Source organism: Microbacterium sp. UCD-TDU (assembly GCF_000340625.1).
Classification (GTDB): domain Bacteria; phylum Actinomycetota; class Actinomycetes; order Actinomycetales; family Microbacteriaceae; genus Microbacterium; species Microbacterium maritypicum.
Genome location: NZ_KB454447.1, coordinates 311,962 through 336,651, shown reverse-complemented (window position 1 = coordinate 336,651; position 24,690 = coordinate 311,962). Strand labels below are relative to the sequence as shown.

At 66.0% G+C, this 24,690-nt stretch carries 21 protein-coding genes and 1 tRNA gene; 10 read left to right on the top strand and 12 right to left on the bottom strand.

Going from position 1 to position 24,690, the window contains the following annotated elements:
- The first annotated feature begins 339 nt into the window (after positions 1–339).
- Positions 340–2,670, top strand: coding sequence for an AAA family ATPase (locus D514_RS31950; protein ID WP_144053049.1), 2,331 nt, complete (start codon positions 340–342; stop codon positions 2,668–2,670).
- A gap of 389 nt (positions 2,671–3,059) precedes the next feature.
- Here D514_RS31950 and D514_RS31945 read toward each other — a convergent pair whose 3' ends face one another.
- Positions 3,060–3,809 (bottom strand): TIGR02391 family protein, encoded by a 750-nt coding sequence (locus tag D514_RS31945; RefSeq protein ID WP_081603917.1) that lies wholly within the window; start codon positions 3,807–3,809, stop codon positions 3,060–3,062.
- Between the two features lie 190 nt (positions 3,810–3,999).
- Here D514_RS31945 and D514_RS31940 point away from each other — a divergent pair, with 190 nt between their 5' ends.
- Positions 4,000–4,794 carry a DUF3800 domain-containing protein gene (locus D514_RS31940; RefSeq protein ID WP_017830447.1) on the top strand — a complete coding sequence of 265 codons (795 nt, stop codon included), beginning with the start codon at positions 4,000–4,002 and terminating at the stop codon, positions 4,792–4,794.
- Here the strand turns inward: D514_RS31940 and D514_RS31935 are convergent.
- The 8 genes from D514_RS31935 to D514_RS31905 all read right to left on the bottom strand — a co-directional run bounded on the left by D514_RS31935 (position 4,778) and on the right by D514_RS31905 (position 10,841).
- The gene (locus D514_RS31935) at positions 4,778–5,338 is read right to left on the bottom strand and encodes a recombinase family protein (protein WP_017830446.1); all 561 of its coding nucleotides are present in this window, start codon (positions 5,336–5,338) and stop codon (positions 4,778–4,780) included. The genes D514_RS31940 and D514_RS31935 overlap by 17 nt on opposite strands.
- 193 nt (positions 5,339–5,531) lie before the next feature.
- Positions 5,532–6,347 (bottom strand): hypothetical protein, encoded by an 816-nt coding sequence (locus D514_RS31930; RefSeq protein WP_017830445.1) that lies wholly within the window; start codon positions 6,345–6,347, stop codon positions 5,532–5,534.
- A gap of 111 nt (positions 6,348–6,458) precedes the next feature.
- Positions 6,459–7,049 carry a DUF305 domain-containing protein gene (locus D514_RS31925; RefSeq protein ID WP_017830444.1) on the bottom strand — a complete coding sequence of 197 codons (591 nt, stop codon included), beginning with the start codon at positions 7,047–7,049 and terminating at the stop codon, positions 6,459–6,461.
- Positions 7,050–7,131: 82 nt separating this feature from the next.
- Entirely contained in the window at positions 7,132–7,593 is a 462-nt protein-coding gene (locus tag D514_RS0119540; protein ID WP_017830443.1) for a DUF6153 family protein, read from the bottom strand.
- A 50-nt stretch (positions 7,594–7,643) separates the two neighbouring features.
- Positions 7,644–9,671, bottom strand: coding sequence for a heavy metal translocating P-type ATPase (locus tag D514_RS31920; protein WP_236610987.1), 2,028 nt, complete (start codon positions 9,669–9,671; stop codon positions 7,644–7,646).
- Between the two features lie 138 nt (positions 9,672–9,809).
- Entirely contained in the window at positions 9,810–10,133 is a 324-nt protein-coding gene (locus D514_RS31915; RefSeq protein ID WP_017830441.1) for a cation transporter, read from the bottom strand.
- Positions 10,134–10,165: 32 nt separating this feature from the next.
- Positions 10,166–10,447: a metal-sensitive transcriptional regulator gene (locus D514_RS31910; protein ID WP_031206069.1), complete on the bottom strand. Its 282-nt coding sequence runs from the start codon at positions 10,445–10,447 to the stop codon at positions 10,166–10,168.
- A 321-nt stretch (positions 10,448–10,768) separates the two neighbouring features.
- Positions 10,769–10,841 (bottom strand) — tRNA-Val (locus tag D514_RS31905).
- 153 nt (positions 10,842–10,994) lie between these two features.
- Here D514_RS31905 and aceE point away from each other — a divergent pair.
- The 6 genes from aceE to D514_RS31875 all read left to right on the top strand — a co-directional run bounded on the left by aceE (position 10,995) and on the right by D514_RS31875 (position 18,611).
- Positions 10,995–13,721: a pyruvate dehydrogenase (acetyl-transferring), homodimeric type gene (gene aceE / locus D514_RS31900; protein ID WP_017830439.1), complete on the top strand. Its 2,727-nt coding sequence runs from the start codon at positions 10,995–10,997 to the stop codon at positions 13,719–13,721.
- A 31-nt stretch (positions 13,722–13,752) separates the two neighbouring features.
- Entirely contained in the window at positions 13,753–14,949 is a 1,197-nt protein-coding gene (locus tag D514_RS31895; protein WP_017830438.1) for a CdaR family transcriptional regulator, read from the top strand.
- Between the two features lie 90 nt (positions 14,950–15,039).
- Positions 15,040–15,960, top strand: coding sequence for an ACP S-malonyltransferase (locus D514_RS31890; protein ID WP_031206068.1), 921 nt, complete (start codon positions 15,040–15,042; stop codon positions 15,958–15,960).
- Complete coding sequence (locus D514_RS31885) at positions 15,957–16,958, top strand: beta-ketoacyl-ACP synthase III (protein ID WP_017830436.1); 1,002 nt, start codon at positions 15,957–15,959, stop codon at positions 16,956–16,958. Before D514_RS31890 ends, D514_RS31885 begins: the two co-directional genes overlap by 4 nt.
- Positions 16,959–17,026: 68 nt before the next feature.
- A complete protein-coding gene (locus D514_RS31880; RefSeq protein WP_017830435.1) occupies positions 17,027–17,275 on the top strand; it encodes an acyl carrier protein in 249 nt (82 codons plus the stop codon).
- A 97-nt stretch (positions 17,276–17,372) separates the two neighbouring features.
- Positions 17,373–18,611, top strand: a complete 1,239-nt coding sequence (locus tag D514_RS31875) for a beta-ketoacyl synthase (RefSeq protein ID WP_017830434.1) — start codon at positions 17,373–17,375, stop codon at positions 18,609–18,611.
- Between the two features lie 138 nt (positions 18,612–18,749).
- Here the strand turns inward: D514_RS31875 and D514_RS31870 are convergent, their stop codons facing one another.
- Positions 18,750–19,415 carry a YitT family protein gene (locus D514_RS31870; RefSeq protein WP_017830433.1) on the bottom strand — a complete coding sequence of 222 codons (666 nt, stop codon included), beginning with the start codon at positions 19,413–19,415 and terminating at the stop codon, positions 18,750–18,752.
- A gap of 95 nt (positions 19,416–19,510) precedes the next feature.
- Here D514_RS31870 and D514_RS31865 point away from each other — a divergent pair, with 95 nt between their 5' ends.
- Positions 19,511–20,914 carry a PLP-dependent aminotransferase family protein gene (locus tag D514_RS31865; RefSeq protein WP_017830432.1) on the top strand — a complete coding sequence of 468 codons (1,404 nt, stop codon included), beginning with the start codon at positions 19,511–19,513 and terminating at the stop codon, positions 20,912–20,914.
- A gap of 136 nt (positions 20,915–21,050) precedes the next feature.
- Here the strand turns inward: D514_RS31865 and D514_RS31860 are convergent, their stop codons facing one another.
- Positions 21,051–21,554 carry a DUF3145 domain-containing protein gene (locus D514_RS31860; protein WP_017830431.1) on the bottom strand — a complete coding sequence of 168 codons (504 nt, stop codon included), beginning with the start codon at positions 21,552–21,554 and terminating at the stop codon, positions 21,051–21,053.
- Positions 21,555–21,735: 181 nt separating this feature from the next.
- The gene (locus D514_RS31855; RefSeq protein WP_017830430.1) at positions 21,736–22,509 is read right to left on the bottom strand and encodes a hypothetical protein; all 774 of its coding nucleotides are present in this window, start codon (positions 22,507–22,509) and stop codon (positions 21,736–21,738) included.
- 176 nt (positions 22,510–22,685) lie between these two features.
- On the opposite strand from D514_RS31855, the gene D514_RS31850 reads away from it, so the two are divergent.
- Positions 22,686–24,689, top strand: a complete 2,004-nt coding sequence (locus tag D514_RS31850) for a DUF262 domain-containing protein (RefSeq protein WP_017830429.1) — start codon at positions 22,686–22,688, stop codon at positions 24,687–24,689.
- Position 24,690 lies beyond the last annotated feature (1 nt).

Sequence of the window (24,690 nt, the reverse complement as noted above, 5' to 3'; positions counted from 1 at the left end):
GTGCATTTCTGATATCCTGGGCACGAGAACGAAACGCAGGCGGATATCACCCACACCAAAGACTTCAGATTCCACCCCCGTCAGGTTCGCTTGCGCGTTCTCAAACCTGACGGGGGCTTCTGCATCTGAGGTCGGAACCTGAGAACGCAATGTCGTCACCACGACTACCAAGCCCAGCACCGGGGGCCCATCCGGTAGCAACCCATCTTCGATCCGAGTGGGCTTCGATCTGCGAAGCCGTCGAACGGATCGAAGCGAACCTTGACGCATGTCTCGGACTGCTAGACCTCATCGAGCACGACCCCGCGCACTTCGAGCCTGTTGGCGGAGGTGCGGACTGTGGTTGAGGTGAACCTGCGCGACATCCTCCCCGAGGAACTGAACTACCCCCGCCCCCGTCTCCCCTTCGGTGAAGTGTGGCGGCGCTATGCCGACGCGGGGCTCTGCCCCGTTCCCGTGCAAGATACGCCCCCGACCGGGTTCCTGAAGTGGAGCCGTATGAAGGCGGAGCAGTGGGTGGCGAACTATCGCTGGTCATACGCCCAGACGGCGATCACGCTTCCAGACGGGCTCGTGATTCTCGACGACGACGACGTGGAGCAGGTTTCGGCCCTTGAAGCAGAACTCGGAACCCGCCCGGCTACTCTCTACGGCACGTCTCGCGGCGCTGGAGCGTCACGCCGAAAGAGTCTGTATCGCGTTCCGGACGGCTCTCGATTCGTCGGGGAGTACACCGGAGGTGAAGTCATCGACTCTCGTCACCGGTTCGCATTCGTCTGCCCGACCGTAAACCGGAAGACCGGTGCGATGGAGGAGTGGTATGCCCCTGACGACTCCCCACTCGAGCGATTCCCGACCGCCGAGGACCTCGCTGACATGGTCGCCGAACTCCCCGTTGCATGGGTCGCGCATCTGACGTCTACGACGCCGCTCCGAGGCGCTACGCGGCCATACGAAGGCCCCGCGACCTTCGAGGGAGGCGAGCTATCATCGCGCGTGATCGAAGTTGCGGAGCGGCATCCAGACACGTCTCACTACCCCGAGGCGAACAGCGCGCTCATGTCCCTCGCACGGGTCGCGGTGCGCTTCCCCGAGGCCCAGGGCATTGAGACGCTGCGAGCGCAGATCGTCAACGCCTACGTCATGCGAGCAGATGCAACCACCGCTCCGGAAGAGCGTCAAGCGAGTATGGATCGCGCATGGGCGAGCGCACTCGCAACGCAGTCAGCGCATTACGAGAACGAGTGGGCAGAGATGGAGGCCGAGGTCGGGGCAGCCAGTTCGAACTGGTATCGGAATCACACGCCGCAAGTGGCCCATCAGGATTCGCATACGGCGTACGAACGCGCCTGGATGGGCGATCCATCCGGTTACGCGGAGGAGCGCGCTCAGAAGGCGCTAGAAGCTGCTCAGACCGGACGTTCTAGCTGGGCGCCCGCCGACCTCACAGATGTTCTCGATCCCGAGTACACACCGCCGATGCCGAGCATCTTCCGACGCACCGATGGGCGCGCCCTGTTCTACGCAGGGAAGGTCAACGAGATCCACGGCACGGACGGCGATGGCAAGACGATGGTGGGCCTCGCAGCGGTCGCCGAGACGCTCATCGACGGTGGACGTGTACTTTACGTCGACCATGAAGAGAGCCCGAGCGTGATCGTTTCCCGGCTCCGGCTCTACGGCGTTTCAATCGAGACCATCCGTCACGGCCTCGACTACGTGCAGCCCGAGGGCTCCCCGACGTCTGCTGACCTCGCGGCGCTGGAAGGTGAACGATACACACTCGTCGTCATCGATACAGTGAACGAGTCGATCTCCACCCTGACCGGGGGCGACTCGAACAACTCTGACGATGTGACGCGGTGGCACTCGCTCATACGCCCCTTCGCCCGCTCCGGTGCGTGCGTACTCGTCATCGACCACATCACCAAGGATGCGGCGAATCCGCTTTACCCCATTGGTTCCCAGGCGAAACGCGCCGGGTACAAGGGACTCGTGTACCTGCTCGAAGCGCCGAAGTCCGGTGGTCTCGTAGAGGGAGGGCAGGGTCATCTTCGACTAAAGCTCGCGAAGGGCAACAGCGGAGGGCTCGGACTGAAGCGCGGCGCCCTTGCCGCAGAGTTCCACCTCGACAGCAGCGGCACGGTTGCGACGTGGGAGCTCCGAGCACCGGACGCTTCGGAGCATCTTGCCGAGAGCGCCGCCGAAGTCGAGTCCCACCGGCTTGCCATCTGGGAAGCCCTCCTCGACAACGGCGGTTCCGTCGAGTCTAAGGCCGAGCTTTGGCGGCTACTGAAAGTAGGTCCGAACGGATCCTGGGCACAGACCGCTCTCTTCGCGATGGTCGCCGATGGGGTTGTGATCGAGACGAAGGGCCGCAACGGCGGGAAATGCTACACGCTCGCTTCGAACAAGGCACCGACACCGGAGGCTGACGCGGAGCGTGAGCTGTGGGAGAACTACCCCGCCGAAGAGCCCGTACCGACCACCACACCATCACCCCTTTCAGAGCGGGGTGATGGTGATGGTGGTCGATCGGAGACGACCGACCCTCATGACCCTCACTCAGTGACGGTCGCTGATGGTCGTGGGGGTCTTCCTCGCAGCCCGTTCGCGGGCATCTCGGATGCTGAGATGGACGATCTCCTGGGAGATCCGACCACGATTTAAGTCAAGACCGCTCTCACCCACAGTGGGAGCGGTCTTGTCCCCTGCTACCCATATGTCGCTGCGGGTCGGAATCGCGGCGGCACTCGCCCGCACATCGACCTCGGCGCACCCAAGCCGTTCACCGCCCTTGTCCAGTAACGCAAGGGTTCCGTCAGTAAAGTGCGCAAGGATTCCGTCAGTAAAGTGCGCAGGCGAACTACCTCAACGCAGATTTATACACGGAGCGCCGCAACACGGTGACGTCACGCCAGTTCACCGTCGTTCCCAGCGGCGCGCCTGCGTTGGTAGATCCGCTCTGAACAAGAAGTCGGAACGATACGCTCCGTAGACCGTGAGCCCGTCGAGAGGATATTCCTTATCCGCGATGACACCACGCCAGAGTTTCTGCTTTAAAGAGATGCGGACGGCAACTGCGCGGCCCCCTCGATGGTGACTAATTCGCAGCGATCGATCCATCGAGCAAGGATGCTCAGCGTTGCCAGTTGCTCCAGCGCTTCCTGACGTTCCAAGTCCTGCGTCGAGTGGGTCGCGGGGTTGCGGATCGCGGAGAAAACCCCCTGGGCCATGCTCAGAATCCCGACACGCATCGTCTTCACGTCGAGATCCTGGTCGTACCCCGGCCACCAGAGTCGAGGCTTGCTCTTGCCGGGTGGGCTCAGCGAGAAGACTTCTCGCATCAGCTCCGAGTCTGAGACATCGCGTCTTCCAGTCACATCCTGAACGTTCGCGTTGAAGAAGGTTGCAGCGCGCTGCACAGCATCCGAGTAGTGCCCCGCGTCCCAGCGCTTGGCTGCAGCGTCCCAGATGACCGGGTGAAGCGCATCCGCCTTCATAAACGGCGCTTGGCTGCCGAGGATCGACCTCGCTTCGTCATCGGTGCGAAGCTTGCCGAGCGCATACTCAGCCTGCCTGATTCCAGAATCCTCCCAGTAGAGATCATTCATCATCGAAATCGTGAGTATCTCGGGAAGCTCTTGCACCCCCTGCACACCAGCCAGAACTCTTCGAGTTAGGTCCTCCCGAGCCTGCAACTCGAGGAACGCTTCTGAACGTGGGTCAACGCCGCCCGCCTGGCGCGAAGCCGAGCGAGCCTTGCCAACCCACCACTCCAGTACTTCGATTGCACGTTCGGTATCCACCCACGCAGGTTACCGGGTGTGAAGAACTGCCCGATCGATTGGACGGGAGCGCGTGGGGGAGATCGTTTCGGGACGATTGCTCAGCGCATACACCGCTCCATCTCTCCTTGACGGCTCACCCGCCACCACCTATGACGCGACACGCCGAAAGATCCAGGACCGTAGATGTAGGCGACGGCAGACTCAGGGTGTGCTGATTGCGATGGTGGATGAGTCCGGGAAAACAGTCCACGCTGAGCGCGCCGAGGATCATTTCGTGCTTAGCGCCGTCGTCTTCGACGAGACCGACCGTGCGAAAGCCGAGGCGCTGCACACGCACCTGTGCGAAAACACGGGAAGTCAGCGAGCGCGCACGGGGCTGCATTTCAAGGACATCGCTAGCCACGGCGCCCGTCGGTACATGACCCACGCCCTCGGCACACGAGACTGGATCACGATTGTCTCGGTTGTCGTCTGCAAGCGTCACCTCCCTTCCGGGGACGCGCTGATCGAGGATGTGCCTGCTCAGTACAATTACACGTTCCGATTCCTTCTGGAACGTCTCTCCTGGATCGCTGAACGCAGACACACTCAGCTCACCTACGTCGCAGCCACACTCGGAAGTGCCCCTCCGGAGGGGTTGGCATCTTACGAACAGGCGCTCCGTCACAGTCGGACTTCGATCAAATGGGATCACCTTACGGAGCCCGCGGGAATCATGCTCCCGCAGGCTGACGAGCCGCTGCTGAACCTTGCAGACATCGCTGCTTCGGCCACTGCGAAAGCGGTGGAGCCCGACTCCTGGGGTCTGGTGGAGCCGGCTTACCTGCGAAACCTGGCGCCTGCGCTCTACCGGAGCCGGGACGGAAACGTGAAGCGGTACGGCATCAAGCTCCACCCGAGCAACGTTGAAGAGCGTGACCCGTACACACTGCTCACGACACTAGGGCGCGAACCAGGAGAGGCCATCTCGATTCCGGCGCGATCTACTACAACGCCGCGATAACGCGGTAGAGGGTCGCCTGCGAGATCCCCGTCATGGTCGCTATCTCCGCGCGGCTGTGTTCCCCTGAGGCCAAGAGCTTCTTGATCGTGGCGAGTTTCTTCGCGTCCACCTTCGAGGGACGACCCCCCACGCGGCCTTGCGCCTTCGCTGCGTCGAGTCCCGAGCGGGTGCGCTCGATCATGGTGGCGCGCTCCAGCTCCGCGAAGGCAGCGAGGATTGTCAGCATCGCCTTACCCATCGGACCGGCGCTGAGGTCGATCTGCTCGGTGAGGCTCTTGAACGTCACGCCACGGTCGATCAGATCCTCGATGACCTCCAGTACGTTCTTGGTGTTACGTCCGAGCCTGTCAAGCTTCCACACGACGAAGGTGTCGCCGCGGTCGAGACGGTCGAGAGCCTTGTCGAGTTCCGGACGCGATGCCAGCGTGCCGCTCACACCGTGGTCAGTGTAGAGCCGATCCACCTGCGCCTCGGCCATCGCCGCATCCTGCAAGGCGGTGTCCTGATCTTTGGTGCTGACTCGCGTGTACCCGATGATTGCCATGGGTCCATTCTCTCAATACTCGACTCTCAAAGCAAGAAGTTATGCGAGATAGTTTTGAGAGGGTGATCTACTCGTATTCGACGCTCTGAGAGCACTCTCACCCGGCCATCGTTATTGGGAGTCGCTCTGCCGTTCGGCGTGGGATTGACGACCGCCGCACGGCAGCTGGTCCAGAGCCGCGCGTCGACCTTGATTATCCGGGCAGCGCAGTGAGCCCGCTTTGGTCGAAGACCAACATGTAACCATCGTTCGTGATGGTGATCGCCTGAGCGGAGCCGTGCGAAGTGCCTACTGTCCTCCACTCACCGTCTGAAGCGGACCTGGCCCAGATCTCTCCGCCGCTACCGGCACCGACGAGGCGCTGACCATCGGGCGATGCTGCAAGTAGATAGAGCAACGGCGCGTTGCTCACGGGAGAGAACGAGGAACCGGCATCCGTGCTGACTTTCAGGCCGTCTGGAGTTGCCGCGATCAACTGACCTGCGGCATCAACGACAAGGCTGACAGCGAGGATTTCACCGGCGGGCGACCATGTCTGTCCAATGTCGTCGCTGCGGAGCAGTTCGATGGAGTCTGACGCGATTCCATAGAGGCTCTCGTCCGGCCCGGCGGCGAGGACGTGGAAGTCCTTCTCGCCGGTGAGCGAGACCGGCGACCAGGATCGGGCGCTGTCGTCGCTTCGAATGATTCCGAGGTTGGGGGAACCGAGTTCGGGGGCCGTAGCCTGCCCGGGGTGTCCAGACGCGATGAGGGTATCCCCGATGGCGGTGAGGCCCATCGCGTCGAAGTCGGTGTTCTGGACGCGGTCGCCGATTTCGCCGTCAATTGTGGCCGTGTAGATCCCGTCATGGGCGCCGATGAGGTAGCCGTCTCCTGAGGGGTCAGGCACGATCGCGTGGACGTGTTCGATGGTGGTGGCGTGGTCGTGTCCGGTAGTGGGCTCGGCTGGCGCTGTGCAGCCGACTAGCACGATGCTGGCCGCGATCGTGGTCGCGATCGTGAGCGTCACGCGACGTCGCATGCGGGAAGTGGGCAGGGTGGAGTTCTTGAGGGTTCGCATGATGGTGTGCGCAACAGATCACGAGGTGGGGTGCGGGAGTGCCGCACCCCACCTCATGGATCAGAGAGTTGCGAGGATCTCCTTCATGGTGGCGATCTCTTCGTTTTGCGTGTCGATGATCGTCTCCGCCAGTGCGACGGCGTCGCTGTTTTGACCGTTGTCGACTTCTTCTTGTGCCATGTCGACAGCGCCCTCGTGGTGCTGGATCATCTGCTCGAGGAACAGACGCCCTGCATCGGGACCGGTGGCATCTTCGAGGGCCTGCATGTCTTCTTCGGACATCATGCCGTCGCCATGGTCCATGCCACCCATGTTGCCCATGTCCGCGTCCCAGTCTTCGAGCCACTGATCCATCTTCTGGATCTCGGGCTCCTGAGCGGCCTTGATCTCTTCCGCGAGGGCGACGACGCGCTCATCGACACCGTCCTTGCTGAGCAGGAGATCGGACATCTCGATGGCCTGCTCGTGGTGCTCCTTCATCATGCGGGCGAACATGACGTCGTCGGTGTTCGCGTCGGCGGATGCGGAGGAGCCGCTGCCGTGGTCCATGCCGTCCATGCCGTTATCGGAGCCGGTCGTGACGACGCAGCCCGTGAGGGCGAGCAGGGCAGTGAGGGTGAGTGCGGCGATGGCCGCGGGTCGAATCTTCATGAGTGTTCTCCAAGGGTCGGTGATGAGGCCCGGCTATTGCCGGTGCCAGGGGTGCGTGCCCGCAGAGCGGGCTAGCGCGCCATCACGTGCGACTGATGCAGAGAACCGTGAGAGAAGGCGGTGGCGGAAGGGCGTGGGCACGGGCGGGCCAGCGTATGGTCGCGGCCGTAAGTATTGCGATCAGTGTCGCGTGCCGCCAGCCGAGCCCGATCCGCCCAAGCAGGATCGTGCCGACCAGGAGCGCGAGGACGCACGCCATCCACGTCATCGGGTCCCCGCCCCCACACATCGCGCATCCCGCATCCGCTGTCGGTGAGTCCGGCACGGCGGCGGCTTCGGACGTGTCGTGGTGATGGGCAGATACATCGGCCTGCGTGCTGACAGCGACGGTGTCGTGGTGGCCGGCAGTTGTCGCGTGCGAGTTGAAGGAGTGCATCGCCAGCAGACCGGCGATGACCCCCACGGCGACCGCGAGAACGGCCAAGACGGTATGGGTGAGCGTGCGCGGTCCGCGCACCCGTTGTGCGACGTTGATCAGCGACATACCCACCTCCCGTTCCACCCAGCCTATGTCCGACGCCCTGACTTTTCTTGCTACTTACCCGTCACGGCGTCCGGACGCAGGTCCAGCCGGCGCAGCAGCTGCGCGTTGAGCGCGACGACGATGGTCGACAGAGACATCAGCACGGCTCCCACGGACATCGGGAGCACGAAACCGATGGGGGCGAGCACGCCGGCCGCGAGGGGGACAGAGAGCAGGTTGTAGCCGGCGGCCCACCAGAGATTCTGCTTCATCTTCCGGTAGCTGGCCCGCGACAACTCGATCACCGACAGGACCGACCGGGGATCGTCGCTGGCGAGGATGACCCCGGCCGAGGCGATCGCGACGTCCGTCCCCGCACCGATAGCGATTCCGACATCTGCCTGCGCAAGCGCGGGGGCGTCATTCACACCGTCTCCGACCATCGCAACCTTGCGGCCCTCGCCTTGCAGCTCCTTCACCTTCGAGGCCTTGTCCTCCGGTCGCACCCCTGCAAAGTACCGATCGATACCCAGCTCACCCGCCACAGAGGCGGCGACCGCGTCAGCGTCGCCGGTGATCATGACGACTTGCACACCGCGCTCATGGAGAGCGTCGACCGCGTGACGCGACTCCGAGCGGATCTCATCCGCGAGGCGCAGTGCGCCCGCGACCTGACCGTCGATGAGTACGTGGAGAATGATCGCACCCTCATCGCGCCACTCGTCGGCAACCGGCAGCTCGTCGGCGTTTTCCTGCTCGAGCATGTACGGCCCGCCGACCTGCACGACGTGTCCGTCGACACGCGCACGGACCCCGACAGCCGGGGACGACTCGAAGTCAGACGAGGAAGGAACAGGGAGCGTCTTCTCCTTCGCCGCGTTCACGATCGCCTTGGCGAGCGGATGCTCGGAATCGGCTTCTGCGGCCGCAGCCCACGCCAGCAACTGATCGGCCGCGATCCCGGAGACAGGGTCGATCGCGGTCACGGCGGGGGTGCCCTTGGTGAGCGTGCCGGTCTTGTCGAACAGGACGGTATCGACGGTGCGCATGCTCTCCAGCGCGAGACGATCCTTGATCAGCACGCCCCCACGAGCCGCCCTTTCGGTCGCGATCGACACAACGAGCGGGATCGCCAGGCCGAGAGCGTGCGGGCACGCGATCACGAGCACGGTGATCGTGCGGATCACCGCCGCGTCGGGTTGGCCGACGATAGTCCAGACGATCGCGGTGACTGCGGCAGCGGCGAGCGCGAACCAGAACAACCATCCGGCAGCTTTGTCCGCGAGCCGTTGCGCCCGAGAGGACGAGGTCTGCGCTTCGGTGACGAGTTTCTGGATGCCCGCGAGAGCGGTGTCCTCGCCGATGGCGGTGATCTCCACCCGCACACCGGAGTCGGTTGCGACCGTGCCGGCGATGACCTGGTCGCCGTCGCTGCGGCGCACGGGTCGGGATTCTCCGGTGATCATCGACTCGTCCATGCTGGCGGAGCCCTGCACGATTCGCCCGTCCGCGGGGACCCGCCCGCCCGGGCGCACCACCACGACATCCCCCACCAGCAGATCAGCAGGCGCGACAGTAACGGTCGTATCGCCCTCCACCTTCTCTGCCTCGTCGGGCAGCAAAGCGGCAAGGGAATCCAGTGCCGAGGTCGTCTGCGCGAGGGAGCGCATCTCGATCCAGTGACCGAGCAGCATGATCACGATCAGCAGCGCCAGCTCCCACCAGAAGTCCAGCTCGTGGTGCAGCAGGCCCAGGCTCGCACCCCATGACGCGAGGAACGCGACCGTGATCGCCAGGGCGATCAGCAGCATCATCCCAGGCTTGCGGGCACGGAGTTCGCTCACCGCGCCGGTGAGGAACGGCGCCCCACCCCACACGTACATGACCGTTCCGAGAACCGGGGAGATCCACCCGACCCAGGCGGCGTCCGGCAGTGCATATCCGAGCAGCATCGAGAACATCATCGAGAACACGACGACCGGGACCGCGAGGATCAGCATGATCCAGAACAACCGGCGGAACTGCCCCACATGATCACCGTGGCCGCCATGCCCACCATGACCGCCATGTTCTGGAGAAGCACCGTGTTCGTGGCTCATCGCCGCGTGCTGATGCTGCGTCGTCGGCGCCGCGCCGTGATTCTCATGCGCGGCGTGATGGCTGTGTTCGTCATGCTGGCTCATCAGAACTCCTTGCTCGGATGCGCCCGGTCGAGCCGGGTGCAGACGTGTAGCGACTCAGACCTGGCTGGTCGCGAGGGTATACCCGGCCTCTTCGACCGCGGCCATCACAGCGGCGGGGTCGACAGGAGCTGCGCTGTGAATGGTGACACGGGAAGCGCCTCCGGCGTTCAAGGCGACGTCCACGGACTCGATACCCTCCACCGCCGTCAGTTTCTCACTGACGCTCGACACGCAATGCGAGCACGTCATCCCCTCGACCAAAACCTCATCGGACGACGAGGACGTCGCGGGCGCGAATTCCTCGGCGTTCGTTGGGACAGCGCAGCAAGCGCACCCAGCGTTCGTGTCCTTCAGCCCGAGTTCAATGCGATCAGTCATCGTGTGCTCCTTCAAATCGACAGACGTGGCAGCTATGAACGGACCAGGCGGGCAATGGCCTCGTTAGCCTCGCGAACCTTCTCTGCTGCAATCTCGCCACCCTCAGCGCTGGCCTCGGCAACGCAATGACTCAGATGGTCACCCAGCAGAGACAGCGCCACCGTTTCGAGCGCTCTCGTCGCCGCAGAAACCTGCGTGAGGATGTCGATGCAGTACTTGTCCTCATCGACCATCCGTGCGATACCCCGCACCTGACCCTCGACGCGACTCAGCCGCTTACGCAGATCCGCCTTGCCGTCGGTGTACCCGTTCATGTTCATCAACATACCCCCCAGGGGTATTATTATGCAAGCCCGGGCGCACGCCACGAATCGGATCGATAGCGCATCCGCCGTAACTTCTTGACCCGACCAACGGCCCGACGACCTTGTCTCGTGGGTTCAAGCCAGGATGGTGCGACCTGTCGATGTACCGGCGTTGGCTTCGGAACCGAGAGGCTGAGGTCGGCGCTGGTGGTCGTCGCGTGTTACGAGGTGAGCCAGAAGCGATAGCGTCCTGCGGCACGGGGGCCGCAGGGGGGCCGCCGAGAATACTCGGACGTCGAATGGAAGCGCGCGATCCTATAGTTCTCTAGGTGGGCCCTGCCGGGATCGAACCGACGACATCCACGGTGTAAACGTGGCGCTCTACCAGCTGAGCTAAAGGCCCTGGTGTGGTCAGTCTATCGGCAGGCCGGTGCGCACCCGTGTCGTAGAAGAGGGATAGGCTGAATCCGGCGCGCGTTGTGCACAGCTGACAAGGCTGCCCGTGTCGCTTCCCGTTTCCTTGGCATGACCTGCCAGCTTGACGAAAGGTTCCCCCGTGACCGTGCACGACCAGGATCCGTACTCCCAGGGCCCCCTCGACAGCGATCCGGAGGAGACCGGCGAGTGGCAGCAGTCCCTCGATGAGCTGGTGGATGCCAAGGGCCACGGCCGCGGCCGCGAGATCATGCTCAGCCTGCTCAAGCGCTCGAAGGAGCTGCACCTGGGCGTGCCGATGGTCCCGACGACGGACTACATCAACACCATCGCCTCGGAGAACGAGCCCGAGTTCCCCGGTGACGAGGAGGTCGAGCGCCGCTACCGCGCCTGGATCCGCTGGAACGCGGCGATCACGGTGCACCGCGCGCAGCGACCCGGCATCGGCGTCGGCGGCCACATCTCGACCTACGCCTCCTCGGCGGCTCTGTACGAGGTGGGCTTCAACCACTTCTTCAAGGGTGCGGACAACCCCGGCGGTGCAGACCAGATCTTCATCCAGGGTCACGCCTCCCCCGGCACCTATGCCCGGTCGTACCTCGAAGGACGCCTGACCGAGGACCAGCTCGACGGATTCCGCCAGGAGAAGTCGCACGCCCCTTACGGCATCCCGTCCTACCCGCACCCGCGCCTGATGCCGGAGTACTGGCAGTTCCCGACCGTGTCGATGGGTCTCGGCCCGATCAACGCGATCTACCAGGCGATGTCGAACAAGTACCTCGAGAACCGCGGCATCAAGGACACGTCCCAGTCGCGTGTCTGGGCCTTCCTGGGCGACGGCGAGATGGACGAGGTCGAGAGCCGCGGACAGCTGCAGGTCGCCGCCAACGAGGGCCTCGACAACCTGACATTCGTCGTGAACTGCAACCTGCAGCGTCTCGACGGGCCCGTGCGAGGCAACGGCAAGATCATCCAGGAGCTCGAGTCGTTCTTCCGCGGTGCGGGCTGGAACGTCATCAAGGTCGTCTGGGGTCGCGAATGGGACGACCTGCTCGCCCGCGACACCGAGGGCGCGCTGCTCAACCTGATGAACGTCACCCCCGACGGCGACTACCAGACGTACAAGGCCGAGTCCGGCGCATACGTCCGTGAGCACTTCTTCGGCCGCGACGAGCGCGCCGCAGCCCTCGTCAAGGACTACTCCGACGACGACATCTGGAACCTCAAGCGCGGTGGCCACGACTACCGCAAGGTCTACGCCGCGTTCAAGGCAGCGACCGAGCACAAGGGCAAGCCCACCGTCATCCTCGCGAAGACCGTCAAGGGCTACGGCCTCGGTCCGCACTTCGAGGGCCGCAACGCGACCCACCAGATGAAGAAGATGACGCTGGACAACCTCAAGACGTTCCGCGACGCGATGCACATCCCGATCACGGATTCGCAGCTCGAGGAGAACCCGTACCTGCCCCCGTACTACAACCCGGGCCCCCAGGACGAGACGATCCAGTACATGCTCGAGCGTCGAAACGCGCTCGGCGGCTTCCTGCCGGAGCGCCGCTCGACCCATGTCGGGCTCTCGCTGCCGGACGACACCGCCTACGCCCTGCCCAAGAAGGGCTCTGGCACGCAGGAGATCGCCACGACCATGGCGTTCGTCCGTCTGCTGAAGGACCTGCTGCGTTCCAAGGACTTCGGTCACCGCATCGTCCCGATCATCCCGGATGAGGCACGTACGTTCGGAATGGACGCCTACTTCCCTTCGGCGAAGATCTACAACCCGAACGGCCAGCATTACACCTCGGTCGACCGCGAGCTGCTCCTCGCCTACAAGGAGAGCCCGCAGGGGCAGATCGTCCACGTCGGCATCAACGAGGCAGGCGCCCTCGCGGCGTTCACCGCGGCGGGCACGTCGTACGCCACGCACGGCGAGCCGCTGATCCCGATCTACCTCTTCTACTCGATGTTCGGATTCCAGCGCACGGGCGACGCCCAGTGGGCAGCGGGCGACCAGATGGCCCGCGGGTTCATCATGGGCGCGACGGCAGGGCGCACCACCCTCACGGGTGAGGGTCTGCAGCACGCCGACGGCCACTCGCACCTGCTCGCCGCCACCAACCCGGCGACGGTCTCGTACGACCCGGCGTACGGCTACGAGATCGCGCACATCATGCGCTCCGGTCTCGAGCGCATGTACGGCGGCAACCACGAAGACCCGAACGTCATGTACTACATCACGCTCTACAACGAGCCGATGGTGATGCCGGCGGAGCCGGAGAACGTGGACGTCGACGGCATCGTGCGCGGCATCCACCGCGTCTCGGTCGGCGAGGGCGAAGGCCCCCGTGCCCAGCTCTTCGCCTCGGGGGTCGGACTCCCCTGGGCCCTCGAGGCACAGCAGCTGCTGAAGAACGACTGGGGTGTGATCGCCGACGTCTGGTCGGTCACCTCGTGGACCGAACTGCGCCGCGACGGCCTCGCCGCCGACGAGCACAACTTCCTGCACCCGGAGGAAGAGCCTCACACCGCGTACCTCACCCAGAAGCTGCAGGGCGCCGAAGGCCCCGTGGTCGCCGTCAGCGACTTCATGCACGCCGTGCAGGACCAGATCCGCCCGTGGGTGCCGAACCGCTTCGCCACGCTCGGCGCCGACGGCTTCGGCTTCTCGGACACCCGTGCCGCTGCCCGTCGCTTCTTCAAGATCGACGGCCCGTCGATCGTCGTGCGCACCCTGCAGTCGCTCGCCGAAGACGGAGTCGTCGACCGCTCGCTCGCCGCGCAGGCCATCCAGAAGTACAGCCTGCACGATGTGAACGCCGGCACCAGCGGCAACGCGGGCGGCGAAAGCTGAGCCCTCGGTGACAGGTTCTCCTCCTTCCGGCATGGACAAGGCCGCGACGCTCACTTGGCTGCGCCGGATCTCCGGTGACATCGCCTCGGTGACGATCAAGCGCCTGGAGGACACCCTCCCGTGGTACGCCGACATGCCACCGGCCCGCCGCTCTGCGGTCGGGCTGGTGGCCCAGGCGGGTATCACGTCGTTCATCCAGTGGTACGAGGACCCCACCTCCACCCCGTGGATCGCGGCGGACATCTTCGCGGCGGCTCCTCGCGAGCTGCTGCGAAGCGTGAGCCTCCAGCAGACCCTCCAGCTCATCCGCGTGACCGTCGAGGTCACCGAGGAGCGGGTCGCCGGGCGGGGGAACGATCTGCGCGAGGCGATTCTGCTCTACTCCCGCGACGTCGCCTTCGCGGCGGCCGACGTGTACGCGCGGGCCGCCGAGGCCCGCGGCCTGTGGGACGCGCGCCTGGAAGCACTCGTCGTCGACTCGATCCTCACCGGCGAGGCCGATGAGGAGCTCCCGAGCCGGATCGCCGCACTCGGGTGGCACGGTCATGGGGAGGTCGCCGTCCTCGTCGGGACGACACCTCCGCAGTTCGACGTCGACCTGGTCCGCCGCACCGCCAGGAAGCTCGCCGTCGACGTGCTCATCGGTGTGCAGGGCTCCCGCCTCGTCCTGGTGCTCGGCCGCGCCAGGGTCGAGGGTCAAGAGCTGGAAGAGGAAGAACTCGGCTTCCAGGAGATCGCCTCCCGCCTGGAGCCGTCGTTCGGACCCGGATACGTCGTGCTCGGACCCGAGGTCGCGGCGCTCGTGGACGCGAGCCAGAGCGCCCGTGCCGCCCTCGCAGGATTCGCGGTCGCCCGCGCGTGGCGCGGCGCACCCCGTCCGGTCGAGGCCGACGATCTGCTGCCAGAGCGCGCACTCGCCGGAGACCCGTTGGCGAAGCAGACGCTGATCGAGCGCATCTTCCGCCCCTTGCAGGCGCACTCCACCGACTTGGTCACCACCCTCTGGAGCTACCTCGACAACGGGCGCTCTCTGGAGGCGACGGCGCGCGAGCTGTTCGTGCACCCCAACACCGTGCGCTACCGCCTCAAGCGCGTGAGCGAAGTCATCGGCTGGGATGCCACCGGCCCCCGCGAAGCGCTCATCCTGCAGACCGCTCTGATCCTCGGCTCGATCGGTGCTGCGGATCAGGTCCGTCGGCGTGCCCCGCTCCGACGCGCCCAGCGCTGAACCCTTCTCTGTACGCCACACACAAGGGTTTTTCGGAATCTTGTGATGGATCATCCACCGCTCTGCCGCAAACGTTGGCAGACTGGGTGGGTGATTGTCGTCGTATGCCCAGGTCAGGGCTCGCAGACCCCCGGATTCCTCGCTCCTTGGCTCGAGCTCGACGGAGTGGCAGAACGCCTCGACGCCTACTCGGACGCCGCGGAGGTCGATCTTCGCGAACATGGCACGGTATCGGACGCCGACACGATCCGGGACACCCGCATCGCTCAGCCGCTGATCGTGGCCGCGTCGCTGATCGCCGGGGATGCCCTCACGCAGCGCGCCGGTCGACGTGCCGACGGCATCGCCGGGCACTCGGTCGGTGAGATCGCCGCGCTCGTCGGCAGCGGTGTGATCGATGCCGACACCGGCATGCGGCTGGTGGGCATCCGCGGCCGCGCGATGGCCGATGCGGCAGCGAAGGAGCAGACCGGCATGAGTGCCGTCCTCGGCGGCGACGAGGAAGCCCTTCTCGCACGCCTCGCCGAGCTCGACCTCTCCCCCGCCAACTACAACGGCGGCGGACAGATCGTGGTCGCAGGTGCCCTCCCCGCTCTCGCGGCACTCGCCGAGGAGCCCCTCAAGGGCACCCGCGTGATCCCGCTGCAGGTCGCCGGCGCGTTCCACACGGGGTACATGGCATCGGCCGTCGCCGCGCTCCGCGACGCGGTCTCCGACGTCGCCCCCACCAACCCCGACATCACGCTGTGGACCAACCGCGACGGCTCCGCGGTCACCGACGGAGCCGAGGCGCTGAGCTTCCTCGTCGATCAGGTGTCCTCCCCGGTGCGTTGGGACCTCTGCATGCAGTCCTTCGCCGACGCGGGCGTCACCGGTGTCATCGAACTCGCTCCGGCCGGCGCCCTGGTCGGACTCGCCAAGCGCGGCCTCCGCGGTGTGCCGACCGTCGCCGTGAAGACCCCTGAAGACCTTGATGCAGCCGTCGCGCTGCTGAACGGAGAAGCCGCATGAGCGTCACGCTCGCCCAGCTCACCGGTCCCGCGTACACGCGCATCTACTCCTACGGCGCCGCCCGTGGCGAGAATGCCGTGCCGAACGAGGACCTGATCGGCCCCATCGACTCCAGCGACGAGTGGATCCGTCAGCGCACCGGCATCGTCACCCGCGCTCGCGCCGACAAGGGCACCGATGCGATCGACCTCGCGACCGCGGCGGCCGCCGAGGCCATCGAGAAGTCGGGTGTCGCAGCGGACCAGGTCGACCTGGTGATCGTCGCGACCATCAGCAACCCCAAGCAGACCCCCTCGGTCTCGGCGATCGTCGCCGACCGTGTCGGGGCGAACCCCGCTGCCGCCTACGACATCAATGCGGCCTGCGCAGGTTACGCCTACGCGATCGCCCAGGCCGATGCGCTGATCAAGGCCGGCGCCGCCCGTTACGCACTGGTCATCGGCACGGAGAAGCTGTCCGACGTCGTCGACCCGACCGATCGCAGCATCTCGTTCCTGCTCGGCGACGGCGCAGGCGCAGCCCTGATCGGTCCGAGCGAGACGCCCGGCATCGCACCGGCGGTGTGGGGCTCGGATGGCTCGAAGGCCGACGCCGTGGGAATGAACGGCACCCTCACCGACTTCCGCGACGGCGTGGTGCCGTGGCCGACCCTTCGTCAGGAGGGTCCGACGGTCTTCCGCTGGGCCGTCTGGGAGATGGCCAAGGTCGCCCGTGAGGCGCTGGACAAGGCGGGCGTCGAGCCGACCGACATCGCCGCGTTCATCCCCCACCAGGCCAACATGCGCATCATCGACGAGTTCGCCAAGCAGCTCAAGCTGCCGGAGACCACGGTGATCGCCCGCGACATCGAGACCACGGGCAACACCTCGGCGGCGTCGATCCCGCTGGCCAGCCACCGTTTGATGGCCGAGCACCCCGAGCTGTCGGGCGGTCTCGCACTGCAGATCGGCTTCGGCGCCGGCCTCGTGTTCGCCGCACAGGTCGTCGTCCTTCCCTGAGAATGCGCTGACTTTCCCTAGACTGTTCCACGGTTCCGAAAACAACCCGTAAGAAAGAGGAAGACCACATGGCTTTCACCAACGATGAGGTCCTCGCTGGCCTCGCAGAGCTCATCACCGACGAGACCGGCATCAACGCTTCCGAGGTCGCCCTCGAGAAGTCGTTCACGGACGACCTCGACATCGACTCCATCTCGATGATGACGATCGTCGTCAACGCCGAGGAGAAGTTCGGCGTCACCATCCCCGACGACGAGGTCAAGAACCTGAAGACCGTCGGCGACGCCGTCAGCTTCATCGTCGCGGGCCAGGAGTAATCCCGGCAGGATGCCACCCCCGCACCTCGCGGGGAGTGGCATCCTCCGACCTGCCCTCCCACCCGTTCGACTTCGTTTCGACAAGGAACCACACCCCATGACCAAGCGCATCGTCGTCACCGGCATCGGCGCCACCTCCGCCATCGGCGGAACGGCCCCGGAGAACTGGACGAACCTGCTGGCCGGTATGTCCGGCACCCGCACGCTCGAACACGACTGGGTACAGCAGTACGAGCTGCCCGTCACCTTCGCCGCCGAGGCGATCGTCCGCCCGGAAGAGGTGCTCCCCCGCCACGAGGCCAAGCGTCTCGACCCCTCGTCGCAGTTCGCGTTGATCGCGGCGCGCGAGGCGTGGGCGGACGCCGGTTCCCCCGAGGTCGCCCCCGAGCGACTCGGTGTCGACTTCGCCACCGGCATCGGTGGGCTCTGGACGCTCCTGGACGCCTGGGACACCCTCCGCGAGAAGGGCCCGCGACGGGTGATGCCGCTCACCGTCCCGATGCTCATGCCGAACGCCGCTGCAGGGAACCTGTCGCTGCAGTTCCACGCCCGCGCCTACGCGCAGACCGTGGTGAGTGCGTGCGCCTCCAGCACCGAGTCGATCATCCACGCCTTCCACCACCTTCAGGACGGTCTCGCCGACGTCGTGATCGCCGGTGGCACGGAGTCCGCGATCCACCCGATCACGATGGCATCGTTCGCCTCCGCGCAGGCGCTCTCGCGTCGGAACGACGATCCGGCCCACGCGTCCCGACCGGGCGCGATCGACCGTGACGGATTCGTCATGGGCGAGGGGGCCGCAGCCCTGATCCTCGAGACAGAGGAGCACGCGAAGGCTCGCGGCGCCAAGATCTACGGCTATGTGCTCGGCGGAGGCGTCACCGCCGATGCGTACCACATCACCGGCAACGACCCCGAGGGCAACGGTGCCGCACGTGCGGTGACGCAGGCGCTCGAAGAGGCCGGCATCACCGCCGACCAGGTCACCCACATCAACGCGCACGCGACGTCGACCCCCGTCGGCGACCCCAACGAGTACGTCGCGCTCAAGAAGGTCTTCGGAGACCGGATCGACGAGATCCCCGTCTCGGCGACGAAGGCATCGACCGGGCACCTGCTCGGAGGCACCGGCGCGCTCGAGGCGATCTTCGCGCTCCTCGCCCTGCGCGACCGTGTCGCACCGCCCACGATCAACATGACCGAGCCCGATCCCGCTGTCCCGTTCCGTCTTTCGGGCGACGCCACCCCGCTGGGCGAGGGTCCGCAGTTCGCGATCAGCAACTCGTTCGGCTTCGGCGGTCACAACGCCGTGCTCGTGGTCGCCAGCGCCGACTGACACGCCATTACGAAGAGCGGCCCTCGGGATTCCGAGGGCCGCTCTTGTCATCTGCATGAGGATCACACGGATGCATGAGCATCCACCGGCACTCGGTCATGCACGTGTGCGCAGGTCATGCAGGTGCGCGGTGATCCATCAGGCGGAGCGGAGGCTCCCGAGCTTCTGCGATCGGGACTCGCGCATCCGCGTGATACGCGGGAGGAACCAGCCGATCAGCGGCCCGACACCGAACGCGAAGAGCACGGTACCCACACCGACGGGTCCTCCGAGCAGGAAGCCGATCAGCAGCACGCCGCCTTCGATCAGTGTCCGCACCAGCCACACCGCCCAGCCGGTGCGTCGAACGAGGCCCGTCATCAATCCATCGCGGGGTCCGGGACCGAAGTCGGCGGCGATGTACAGACCGGTCGCGAAGGACAGCAGCAGGAGTCCGAAGACGAACATGGGGGCGCCGATCCACACCGAAGCGGGCTGCGGGATCAGAGCGAGGGCGAGGTCGGCGCTGGGCCCGACGAGGAGCGCGTTCAAGACGGTGCCGAGCCCCACCCGCTGACGCAGCGGGATCCACAGCAGCAGCACGACGATGGAGACGACGACGGTCATGACGCCGTATCGGAGACCGGTCTGCTCGGCGAGACCGAGCGCCAGCACGTCCCACGGCGCGACGCCGATGCCGCCGCGCACCATGAAGCCGAGCGCCACGCCGTAGAGGAAGAGACCCACGAGCAGCTGTACGAGCCGTTCGAGGAGGTCACGCCGACTGGTGGCGGTCACGGGGAGCACGACGGAGCGCAGGAGCATGCTTCCACTCTGGCCCCTGGATCACGTCCATCGGCGAATCCACTCAGCGCAAAGTGGCCCGCACTCATCAGGCCACTTTGCGGCATGCTGGACGCATGGGATCACGACTCGTCGAACAGCTCGGGGCGCACAACGTGGCGGGCTCCGCGGCGACGACGCTCGCCGACCGGATCAGAGCGCTGATCCTCGACGGCCGGCTCACGGTCGGCGAACGTCTGCCGAGCGAGCGCGCCCTCGCGGTGGAGCTTCGCCGTTCGCGCTCCACGATCACCCGCGCCTACGGGCTTCTCGAGGCCGACGGGTACGTCTCCCGTCTGCACGGAGGCAGCACGCGCGTCACCCTGCCGAACGGACACGCCGCGCCCGGCGCGGAGGCCGACGACGACGCCATCGATCTGTCCATCGCCTCGATGGACTCCACACCGGGGCTGTATGACGCGACGGTCCGATCCCTCCCCCGTCTTGCGGCCTTGCGCGGCACCAGCGGATACTCCCTCCGTGGCCTTCCCGAGCTCCGAGAGGCCGTGGCGCAGCGGTTCCGCGATCGCGGAGCACCGACCTCGGCCGACGAGATCATCATCACCTCCGGGGCGCTCAACGCGGTGAACCTGATCCTCGCGGCGATCGGACGGCGCGGCGAGAGGGCTCTGGTCGAGCAGCCCACGTTCCCGCACGCGCTCGAGGCACTGCACCGGCACGGATACCGTCTGCTGCCGACCCCCGTCGACGTCGACGGATGGGATACACGCCACCTGAACGAGACCCTGCTCGGCTCCCGCCCCCATGTCGCCTACCTCATCCCCGATTTCCACAACCCGACCGGCGCCACGCTGCCCGACGAGGAGCGGCCACGCATCGTCACGACGGCGCGCAACGTGGGCACTCAGCTCATCGTCGATGAGACGACCACCGAGCTCGATATCGATCGCGGCTGGTCACCGGCTCCGATGGCCGCGAGCGGACCCAACGTGATCACCGTCGGATCGATGTCGAAGATCGCGTGGGGCGGGATGCGCATCGGGTGGATCCGTGCGGAGCGCACGGTCATCGCTCGGCTGCTCGCCGTTCGTCCCTCCTTCGAACTGGGCACCGCCCTGCTCGAGCAGTGCATCGCCGTCGAGCTTCTCGCCGACATGCCTGCGCTCACCTCGCACGTCGGTCAGCGTCTGCACGACGGTCGCGCAGCCGTGGAGGCCGGTGTGGCCGGCATCCCCGGATTCCGGATGCCACCGACGCCGGGAGGGCTGTCCGCCTGGCTCGACATCGGCACCCCGCTGTCCACCTCGCTCTCCCTTGCCGCCCGCGAGCGGCAGCTGATCCTGCCTCCCGGACCGCGCTTCACGACGGGCGGCGTGCTCGAACGTCGCCTTCGCATCCCCATCACCCTGCCGCCCGAGCGCACGGCTGAAGCCATGCGTCGCCTTTCGCTGGCCTGGGAGGACGTGCGCGGCGCCGGCGCGTCCCCGCACGCAGAGCTGCAGCACGCCGCGGTGATCTGACCGACGACGAGGACCCCGCCTCGTCGCCGGGGCGGGGTCCTCGTCGTGCGGAGCGGGGAAACGTCTTCTCAGCGTCCGGGATGACTCACCGGCATCCGATACTCACGCCTCCCGCGTTCCGGTCTGCGGGGTCGGGCTAGCCGACCTTGTGGAGCCAGACGACTCTGGCGTCGTCGCTGGCATGGCGGAAGGGTTCGAGTTCCTCGTCCCACGCGGAACCGAGGGCGATGTCGAGTTCGCGCTGCAGCTCGACCGCGCTGCCCGCAGCGATCTCCATCGCGTAGCGGATGCGGTCTTCACCGATCACGATGTTGCCGGCGGCATCGGTCTGGGCGTAGTGGATGCCCAGGTCGGGAGTGTGCAGCCAACGGCCACCGTCGCTGCGGGGCGTGGGGTCTTCGGTCACCTCGAAGCGGAGGTGCTCCCACCCGCGGATCGACGTCGCGAGAGCGGCACCGGTGCCGACGGGACCGTCCCAGTAGAACTCCGCACGTCGGGCGCCGTCGAGGACGGGCTGCTCGGTCCAGTCGAAGTTCACCGCACGCCCGATAGCGCGACCCACCGCCCATTCGAGGTGCGGGCAGAGCGCGCGAGGCGCAGAGTGGATGAACACCACTCCGCGTGCGTAAGCCGTCGCCATGATCTCTCCGTTTCATCAGGTGCGTCTTCCCCAACGACCTGAACCACGAAGTGGCGAGAATATGCGGTTGTGGGCCCATTCTCGCCGAGATCTGCGGAAACCACAAGCATGTCATTCGACGACGAAGGCCCCGGTCATGACGACCGGGGCCTTCGGACCGCGAACGGTCGAGTCGGTGAGGTCAGGCCTCGCTCATGGCCTGCTTGACCTGCTGGCCCTTGGCGGCGTAGTACGCCGCGCGCGCGGCGTCCTTGCGCGCCTGCTCGGCGTAGCCGAACTCGAGCGTCTCCTGGTCGACTTCGTAGTTGGGCACGTCGTCGGTGCCGTGGTACTTCTCGATGTAGGCGTCGAGCTCGGGGCCCGAGGTCCACGACGTGATGAGGCAGTAGCGCGGCTCGGTGCCGTTGTGCGTGGCGGCGTGCCACAGGCGCTGGGTGTCGACGATGAGCTGAGCGCCGGCGGGGAGCGCGATGCGGTACTCGATGCTCGGGTCGGTGCGGTTCTCGCGCAGGACGAAGTAGCTGTCCTTGTCATCGGTGAGGTTGAAGAAGCCGCGGACCACCCAGCCGGTGCCGTCCGGGTTCAGACGGTTGTTGTCGTCCTGGTGGAGGTTGTAGAGGCAGTCTCCGTACGGGGTCGGCTGCAGCTCGATCACGCGGCAACGGCCGACGTTGGCGCCCGGCTCCTGCGCGCGACGCGTCAGGTTCGGGGCCTTCTCGGTCTGCGATTCGATCCAGACGCCGTCCTTGTCGGTGCGCGGCGGCTTGTGGTTCCAGAACCCGTTGCACTCGATGTCGCCGAACGCACTGGCGAGCGGGGCGAAGCGGGTGTCGCCCGACGACTTCCAGTCGTTGTACTCGATGTCGAGCCATTCCTTGGGGTCGAGCTCCTGGTTGTAGCTGTCGAGGACGACGAATCCCTTTTCCTCGAGGGCAGCGGACTTGATGTAACCCATGATCGAGTCATGTTCCTTTCATCGGGGGCCAGCACGTTTTAACAGGCCCTGATAAGGCAAGCCTAACAGCGTCACCCGCGAGCCCTTCGGAGGTCCGCCGTGCATAAACGAATAGACTGATCGGGGCGCCCGGCGAGTCCTCGGCACCCGTCGCTACGGGAGGACGAGACACCAGCATGAGCACCGCGACCAACGTCGAGGCGACAGCAGTCAACACGATCGAGTGGCTCGCAGCGGGCACCACCACCATCGTCGTCCCCGTGTATCAGCGGCAGTATCGGTGGGACATCGGCGGGTGCGAACGTCTCCTGTCCGACATCCGCGCGGTCGCCCGTGAAGACGACGCCCACCGTCATTTCATCGGTTCGATCCTGTCGGCTGAAGACGGCGCCTCGGCTGAGTCGGACCTGATCCTCATCGATGGGCAGCAACGCATCACCACCCTCATGCTCCTGGTGGCGGCCCTGCATCACGCGGTCCGCGACACCGACCAGGCTCTGGCCGCGGCGCTCGAACGCGTGCTGGTGCGCTCCGATGCCCCCGGCCGCACGAAGCTGCGCCCGCACGACGCCTGGGCGGACCTGTACGAATCCGTGGTGCTCGACCGACGCGACGATACCGACCGCGAATCGCGCTTCGACGACAACTACGCCTTCTTCCGCAGCCAGATCCACACGGACGAGGTTCCGCTCATCTGGCGCGGGCTACAGAAGCTCGAGCACGTGTCGATCACCCTCGGCGCGCAGGCGAACGCCCAGCAGATCTTCGAGAGCCTGAACTCGACGGGTGAGCCGTTGCGCGACCACGAGCTCATCCACAACTACATCCTCATGGGGCTGAGCCACGCTGAGCAGGTCGATGTCGAATCCCGCTTCTGGGTGCCCATCGAGCGGCACACCGGCGAGGCGATCGGCGCCTTCTGGAGGCACTACCTCGTGCTCGTCACCGGACGTGAGGTCGCGGCGAACGGCGAGCACGGCGTGTACAGCGCATTCCGGCAGTCGTTCCCCCGCGTCGATCTCTCCCATCTCCAGGCGGATGCGTCCGAGTGGCGGCACCACGCCGAGATCTACGGCATCCTGCTCGATCCGTCGCGGGAGCAGGACCCCGAGATCGCGCAGCAGCTGCGCCACGTCAACACGTTCGGCCGCTCCTCGTATCCACTCGTGATGAGCGTCTACAGCGATCACGCACGGGGCATCATCGACCGCTCCGAGCTCATCGAGACATTGGAGTGGCTGCAGACCCTCTACCTTCGACGCGCACTGGTGAATCTCCCGACCGAGCGACTCGTCGCGAGGCTCTGCCGCGCGCGGCGCGACGGCCGGGACGCACTCGCACGTGCGTTCGCGCGCATCACCCCGTCCGACGAACGCGTGAGCGCCGTCCTGAAGTACAGCGAACTCCCCCACCCTGCCTACGTCCTCGGCAGGCTGGAGGGGGTCGACGACCTCGAACCCTTCGATGTCGAGCACATCGTGCCTGCCGTGCCGGGTGATACGTGGTCCGGCGATGGCGAACGGCCCTGGATCGAGTACTCCGAGGATGAGCAGAACAGCCACCGCGCCCTCGCCCCGACCCTCGGAAACCTGACCCTGCTCGAACAGTCCCTCACCGAGCGGGTGTTCGGCGCCTCGTTCCCCGTCAAGCGCACGGAGGCCTACGCCCGCAGTTCCGTGCCCGCCACGCGTGACCTCGCCGCCGTCGACGCGTGGAACACGGCGGCGATCACTCGGCGCACGATCGCGCTCACCGCCGACCTGATCCGCATCTGGGCGCGTCCCGCACTCCCGGAGATCGACGACGACGGCCTGACGCCGATCCTCGATGCCGTCCGCCGTCGCGGATGGCCGACGGGCTGGGAGCGGGAGTTCGACTATGTCGAGTACCGCGGTGAGCGCTGGGAGGTGCCCGACGTGAAGTACCTGTTCAACCGGGTCTTCCGTCGCGCCTGGACGGACACGAGGACCGCCGCGCTCGCGTACTGCGCCGCACACGGGGGCCCGATCTACCAGGACATGGCCTGGAAGGGCCAGTGGGACGAGCTCGACGAGGGCCATTTCCTCTACATGGGCTGGGATTCCAACTACATGATGACCGCTGTGCAGGGTGTGCTCGAGGAGTCGGGCATCGCCTCGGAGGTCTTCGTCAAGTACTCCTATATCGGAAATGTGATGTGAA

Coding starts and splice junctions, on each gene's coding strand:
- D514_RS31860 (WP_017830431.1), bottom strand. CDS start 21,554: ATGGCGACGGCTTACGCACGCGGAGTGGTGTTCATCCACTCTGCGCCT.
- D514_RS31925 (WP_017830444.1), bottom strand. CDS start 7,049: ATGAAGATTCGACCCGCGGCCATCGCCGCACTCACCCTCACTGCCCTG.
- D514_RS31880 (WP_017830435.1), top strand. CDS start 17,027: ATGGCTTTCACCAACGATGAGGTCCTCGCTGGCCTCGCAGAGCTCATC.
- D514_RS31875 (WP_017830434.1), top strand. CDS start 17,373: ATGACCAAGCGCATCGTCGTCACCGGCATCGGCGCCACCTCCGCCATC.
- D514_RS31920 (WP_236610987.1), bottom strand. CDS start 9,671: ATGAGCCACGAACACGGTGCTTCTCCAGAACATGGCGGTCATGGTGGG.
- D514_RS0119540 (WP_017830443.1), bottom strand. CDS start 7,593: ATGTCGCTGATCAACGTCGCACAACGGGTGCGCGGACCGCGCACGCTC.
- D514_RS31855 (WP_017830430.1), bottom strand. CDS start 22,509: ATGGGTTACATCAAGTCCGCTGCCCTCGAGGAAAAGGGATTCGTCGTC.
- D514_RS31910 (WP_031206069.1), bottom strand. CDS start 10,447: ATGAACGGGTACACCGACGGCAAGGCGGATCTGCGTAAGCGGCTGAGT.
- D514_RS31865 (WP_017830432.1), top strand. CDS start 19,511: ATGGGATCACGACTCGTCGAACAGCTCGGGGCGCACAACGTGGCGGGC.
- D514_RS31850 (WP_017830429.1), top strand. CDS start 22,686: ATGAGCACCGCGACCAACGTCGAGGCGACAGCAGTCAACACGATCGAG.
- D514_RS31935 (WP_017830446.1), bottom strand. CDS start 5,338: ATGGCAATCATCGGGTACACGCGAGTCAGCACCAAAGATCAGGACACC.
- D514_RS31885 (WP_017830436.1), top strand. CDS start 15,957: ATGAGCGTCACGCTCGCCCAGCTCACCGGTCCCGCGTACACGCGCATC.
- D514_RS31870 (WP_017830433.1), bottom strand. CDS start 19,415: ATGCTCCTGCGCTCCGTCGTGCTCCCCGTGACCGCCACCAGTCGGCGT.
- D514_RS31895 (WP_017830438.1), top strand. CDS start 13,753: ATGGACAAGGCCGCGACGCTCACTTGGCTGCGCCGGATCTCCGGTGAC.
- D514_RS31915 (WP_017830441.1), bottom strand. CDS start 10,133: ATGACTGATCGCATTGAACTCGGGCTGAAGGACACGAACGCTGGGTGC.